The organism is Streptomyces sp. NPDC097107 (genome assembly GCF_044762405.1).
GTDB classification, from domain to species: domain Bacteria; phylum Actinomycetota; class Actinomycetes; order Streptomycetales; family Streptomycetaceae; genus Streptomyces; species Streptomyces thinghirensis.
Genome location: NZ_JBIWEF010000037.1, coordinates 1 through 5,066 on the forward strand (window position 1 = coordinate 1; position 5,066 = coordinate 5,066).

General features: G+C 70.2%; 8 protein-coding genes and 1 pseudogene. 8 read left to right on the forward strand and 1 reads right to left on the reverse strand.

Features of this window, described 5'->3' with window-relative positions; translation table 11 throughout:
- From ACIQ1J_RS35265 to ACIQ1J_RS35285, 5 genes and pseudogenes are all read left to right on the forward strand, one after another.
- Positions 1–206, forward strand: a pseudogene (locus ACIQ1J_RS35265) (hypothetical protein); the annotation flags it as partial.
- On the forward strand, positions 203–1,030 hold the full coding sequence (locus ACIQ1J_RS35270) for a large ATP-binding protein (RefSeq protein WP_403563471.1): 828 nt from the start codon (positions 203–205) through the stop codon (positions 1,028–1,030). The pseudogene ACIQ1J_RS35265 and the gene ACIQ1J_RS35270, both read left to right, overlap by 4 nt.
- Before the next feature lie 24 nt (positions 1,031–1,054).
- Positions 1,055–1,180: a hypothetical protein gene (locus ACIQ1J_RS35275; RefSeq protein ID WP_403563473.1), complete on the forward strand. Its 126-nt coding sequence runs from the start codon at positions 1,055–1,057 to the stop codon at positions 1,178–1,180.
- An 8-nt stretch (positions 1,181–1,188) separates the two neighbouring features.
- Positions 1,189–2,172, forward strand: coding sequence for a winged helix-turn-helix transcriptional regulator (locus tag ACIQ1J_RS35280; RefSeq protein ID WP_403563475.1), 984 nt, complete (start codon positions 1,189–1,191; stop codon positions 2,170–2,172).
- Positions 2,070–2,969 carry a DUF317 domain-containing protein gene (locus tag ACIQ1J_RS35285; RefSeq protein ID WP_403563477.1) on the forward strand — a complete coding sequence of 300 codons (900 nt, stop codon included), beginning with the start codon at positions 2,070–2,072 and terminating at the stop codon, positions 2,967–2,969. Before ACIQ1J_RS35280 ends, ACIQ1J_RS35285 begins: the two co-directional genes overlap by 103 nt.
- A 208-nt stretch (positions 2,970–3,177) precedes the next feature.
- On the opposite strand, the gene ACIQ1J_RS35290 is transcribed toward ACIQ1J_RS35285, so the two are convergent.
- Positions 3,178–3,783 (reverse strand): hypothetical protein, encoded by a 606-nt coding sequence (locus ACIQ1J_RS35290; RefSeq protein WP_403563479.1) that lies wholly within the window; start codon positions 3,781–3,783, stop codon positions 3,178–3,180.
- A 217-nt stretch (positions 3,784–4,000) separates the two neighbouring features.
- Here ACIQ1J_RS35290 and ACIQ1J_RS35295 point away from each other — a divergent pair, with 217 nt between their 5' ends.
- The 3 genes from ACIQ1J_RS35295 to ACIQ1J_RS35305 all read left to right on the forward strand — a co-directional run.
- On the forward strand, positions 4,001–4,348 hold the full coding sequence (locus ACIQ1J_RS35295) for a DUF317 domain-containing protein (RefSeq protein ID WP_403563481.1): 348 nt from the start codon (positions 4,001–4,003) through the stop codon (positions 4,346–4,348).
- 99 nt (positions 4,349–4,447) lie between these two features.
- Positions 4,448–4,660, forward strand: a complete 213-nt coding sequence (locus tag ACIQ1J_RS35300; RefSeq protein ID WP_403563483.1) for a hypothetical protein — start codon at positions 4,448–4,450, stop codon at positions 4,658–4,660.
- Positions 4,661–4,760: 100 nt separating this feature from the next.
- Positions 4,761–5,066, forward strand: a 306-nt coding sequence (locus ACIQ1J_RS35305) for a hypothetical protein (protein ID WP_403563485.1), incomplete at its 3' end; no start/stop codon positions are given.

A 5,066-nucleotide genomic window follows, 5' to 3' on the forward strand; every position in this document is an offset into this window, starting at 1 on the left:
CGCCGGACGACTACGTCGAGGTTCTCTCCCAGTCACTACTCGCCGCCGCCCGGATCACCGACGCCTGCACGGAGATCTCCAGCGGCCTGCTCGATGACGCCGATCTGCTCCGCGAAGCGAGCGACCGTCCTCGGCTCGGCGACGACCCCGGGAGCCTGCCCGCTCTGGTCCGCTCCCTGCTCGCCCGGATGGAGGCGACGGAGTGAACCCGTACGACGCAGACACACACCCTGGTCCCTATCTCGTCGTCGAAGTGCTCGGTGTCGGGGACGTCAGCGTACCCGCCCTCGCGCAGGGGCCGGGGGAGCCGCTGCACCAGGCCGCTACGCGCGTCATCGAAGCCGCGGCGACGTTGGACGAGCGACACGAGAGCGTGCTCGACGCGGTCCGGCGGTCGCAGCGGCTGCTCGAAGGTGCTGGTCGCGGTGAAGTCGGCCGCGCCCAGGTGTCGTACGCGCTGCTGCGGACCGCACTTCCCGAACTCGGAGACGTTCTGGCGCAGCAAGACCGGGCGTACAGCCAGCTCGTCGAGTCCCTGTCCGCCTACCGTCGGCTTCCTTCCTCGCCCGAGCCTGCGCAACGCGCGACCAACAAGAGCCACGGGCAAAGCCAGAAGACGAGGCCCGACCGGGACGACGACTGGGCCGTCGCCGGGCAGCGCGGGCTGGTAGCCCTCGAAGCCGTTGCGGCCGGAGGCGTTCGCTTTCGTCGCAACGCGATCGGCGAGGACCCGTACATCTCAAAGGAGAAGGCCCAGCGGCAGGACCCGGCGGTCTTCCCGCAGACCGTGCAGCGGCTGGTCGCCGACGGGCTACTGCATCAGGACACCAGCGAGAACGTGTACCGGCCCGGCCAGCTCCTCTCACTCACTTCGCAGGGTGAAGCCGCCTTGTGTGATGGTCGCGCGACGACCTCACGGGTGTCCGCCGCCCTCGGCCGCCCCACCACACAGACCACGTCGGGCACGCTCGCCGACTCGGTCGCCGCGCCCGCCGCCAGGACCTCCCTCGCGGCCCCTCGCTCACGCTGACCTCATCCCGAAAAGGACCCCATCATGCCTACCGCCGGCCTGCCTCCCACCTTCTCCATCGCTTCCATCGACGCCCAGCGCGTCGAGGAGGCTCTCGCCCGGATCGGGCCGAAGTGGACCGCCTGGACCGCGATGACCCTGGCCAGGTGAACGGCCCCATGCGCGTCCGCAAGGTTGCTGCCCAGCTCCCCTTCGTCAGCGAGCAGTTCGTCGGCAAACGGCTGCCCACGATGCACACGGACGGACTGGTGATCCGCGATCACGACCGACGGGGCGCGCCGTACCGACTCAGCGCGCTCGGCACGGCTCTGGCCCCCGTGCTCCGCACGGTGTCGGACTGGTCCCGTACCCACGTGACACAGGAGCCGATCGCCGAAGCCGAGCGGGTCGAGGATGCGCTGCGCCGCCTGCACCTTCGGCACTCGACCGGCGTGATTCAGGTACTCGACTCCGCTGAAGGCCCGATGCGGTTCGTTCACATCGCCGAGGCGGCGGGCCCGGACAACGGCCTCGCGCGGCAGCGACTCCTGCGGCTCCAGGCCGACGGCCTGGTCGCACGGACGGGCTCCCGGCACGGAGACCCTTATGCGCTCACCGATGCCAGCCAGGTGTTGGGGGCCGTCTACGCGAGTGTCGAGCACTGGAGCCAGCCCTTCGCGCTGCGAAGTGAAGCAGCGGCGTCGCGTCCGGCAGCGGCAGTAACGCGCACCCACGTCGGCATTCCGCTGGGGACCGAAGCCGACAGCGCCCGGACCGCGGCTGCCCTACGACGGAGCGCCGCCACGCCCAACGTCATGTTCAGCCACGCCTCAGCCGCAACCGCGGGTGCCGGCGGCCGTGACCGCTCAGTCGGCACCGGGCCGGGGCCGGTGACGGGCGTGAGAACCAGAGGCCACTCGGCGCCGCCACGGCATACGCGTTCACTCCAGCGACTCCCGCCGCTGCGCACGCGGATCCGCTCCCCTCCTTCGCTTCCGGAGACTCGACCATGCACGCCCCTGATGACCCGTACCAGTACCAAGAGGTGCTGGTCAGCCCCATGTATCTGGCCGGTTCCAGCGGGACCGGCGAAGCTGGCTTCGCACCCGTCGCCCAGTGGCCACACCAGTACCTCGATGAGGGCCCCTGCCAGCTCCTCGTAACCTCTCCCGACCAACGGATTCGGATCGGCTGGTTCGGCGACGACTTCGAGCTGTGGAAGATCAGCGCAGCCGAGGACGCCTTCTCAGCGCCTCGCTGGACGGCGACGTTCAACCACGTCACCCCGGCCGAGATGGTCGCCGGCCTCACCGCCACACTGGTCCAGGACTACGACGAGGCCATCGCTTCCGACACCCTCGGCCGCTTCTTGACGGGGCCCACCGTCCCCTGGAGGGACGCCGTCCGGCCGCTGACCGATGCCGGCTGGACCCTTGACGGAGGTGCTGAACTCGACACCGTCGAGATCATCGCTCCTGACGACCAAGCGGGCATCCTTATCGATCGGCGGGGCTACGGCTCCGACCGCACGACCGTCGAACTGTGGGCTGGCCCGCCGGGCTGGGGCACTCGTGCCGAAGCAACCTTCACGGCCCGCACCCCGTCCCATTTGATCGCCGCAACCGCCGCTGTGATGGCGAAGTCGACCCCGGTGGTCCGCGAACGCCACCAAATCGACCGGCGCATGCAGCACCTGGTCACGATGACCCCTGTCGCTTCGGCCACACCGATCGCCGAGGCTCAGGTCTCGCGCGCTCCGACTCCGTTGGACGTACGCCGCACCGCGGTCACCCAGGCCGTACACCGTGCCGTGCGGGCGCCACGCACAGCAGCCGACCTCCGAGTGATGGCCGCCCAGAGCCGCTCCACGGGGGCGGCGCAGCATCGGACGGGACACCCCGCGTCCGCGACCTCTGCCCGGCTGCCGGCCAGCTCGCCGGCGCCGCAGCCCGGGCGCTGACTCCCACCCCAAGCCGCACTCCATCCGCGACCGTCCCTGCACAACCGGAGTTCCTCCATGCCCACCACCACCATGCTCGACCAGGCCACGGCCATGATCGAGAACGCCTGGGGCCAGCCCATCGAAGCCCTTGAGGTCCCTGGGGGCCGCCGCCCCAGCGACGACCCGCTCCTGCGCTGCGCCATGCACACCCGAACGGCCCTGGCCATCACGGGACAACGCAGTAGCCGTTCACCAGGACCATCTTCACGCCCTGTCCCGGCATGGGGATGTGCCTGACTTCTACGAACTCGACCGGATCACCGAAACGGCGGTCAGCCTCCGCGTCGCCCACGCGGAGAGCAGTGCGTACCTCCAGGCGATCCGGCGCGTGGTGGAGGCTCGGGAGGCCGCCGCACCCGAGGTTGAGGCACCGGCGGTTCGGCTGACAGGCCGCTGTCGCCCGCTCCGGGCAGACGCCGCACGCCCCGGGGGCCGTGCCCGAACCGTCCTCTCCGGCGGCTGTCGTCAGGCCGTCGGCGCCCACAGCGGGGCTCCGACGTTGAACGCTTAGCTCCGATTCTCGTCGCGGTGGCCCTCTTCGGCCCGGGGGGGCCACCGCGCGGGCCAGCTCCTCCATCGTCAGCTCCACTCGCCGGCCTTCGGCGACCCGGCGCTCCACCGTCTCCTCGTCCGGCCACTGGTCGGGGTGTACGCCGACTCCCCACTGGCCGTCGGCGACCATCGCGATGTCGCCCACGGTCCAGGGCCGGCCGGCGGCGCGGATCTTGCGTTCCAGTCCGGCGCCGTCCCAGTGTCTGCTCGCCTCGGCCACCGCTGTCCCCCTTCTCTCGCCTGCGGCCTGTCACCGCAACCCATGTAGGACAGCCGCGGTGACCTGTCCATTCCCGGGTCTCCCGTCACCTGCCGACGACCCCGAGTTCGCCCACGGCAGACGTCCTTGCCAGGAAACGACTACGTACTTCGGCATGTTGCATGCCAACGTACGGATGTCGGGAAAACCGCAGGTCAACGAAGGGATCTATACAACCGTGAGCACCTCTGCCACCCTCCTTGCGGCCGTTGTCCGCCCCACGGCCGATACTCTCCACTGGCTCTCCGCCGACCACGGTGCGGGGCCGGTGCTCGATCTCCTGGACGCACTCGGGTGGGCGATCGTCGACACCCCCGAGGTCAACGTCCACGCGACCAGCCCCGACGGCTGTGTCTACGTCGGCTGGCTCCCCGAGGACCCGTCGGCCTGGCAGCGCAACATCGTCTGGCACGTCCGGGTGCAGCCCGCCGATGGCGACGCATGGGTCCAGGAGTTCGGTCTCCACACCCCCTCCGAGGCCGTTGCCGGATTCCTCGCCGCCCTGGTCACCAACTCCTCGTGCTGACTGCCGATCAGGCTCCGCTCATACATCCACCGACGGCTCGACGACTCCCCGTCGTCGAGCCGACCAGCCCCTCAATGTCCACCGTTCACGGAGACTCCTTTGCCCCAGTACCTGACCGTCGGCCACCTGCTCCGCCAGCTCCAGGAACTCGACGCCAACCTGCCGGTCCGTCTCGCCGTCAACCCCGATTTCCCCCTCGCCCACTTCGTGGGAGCCGAGGTCGTCGTCCGCGACGGCAAGGCGTACATCGCCGACGACGGCCAGGAGGACTACCTCCCGGTGGGAGCGCGCGACGCCCTCACCTGGGCCTGATCCCTTTCCCACCACCACGGAGGCTTTCATCTCGTCACTGTCGCGCCCCGCACCTCGCCTCGCGCTGCACGATCTCGCGGCGCACCCCATGCCGCATGGCATGCACAGCGCGCTTGTCCAGCGCGTCTCCACCCGCCCCGACGGCCCTCTCGACATCTCCTGGCTCGCTACCGAAACTCCCAGACTCCCCCTCGGGCGCATCCGACTGCGCTGGGAACCCGCGTCGCTCAGCGGCGGTTGGGACGTCACGGTGCATCTGGGCCTGGCCTCTGCCGACGTGCTCCTCGGTTCCTGGCCCGCCGTCCCGGACGACTGGCCGGGCCTGATCCGTCCGACCCTCTACGAGGTGACCGGCCTGTGCGCCGCCCTTTCTTTCGCGACCGACGCCCTCGACCTCTCCAACCGA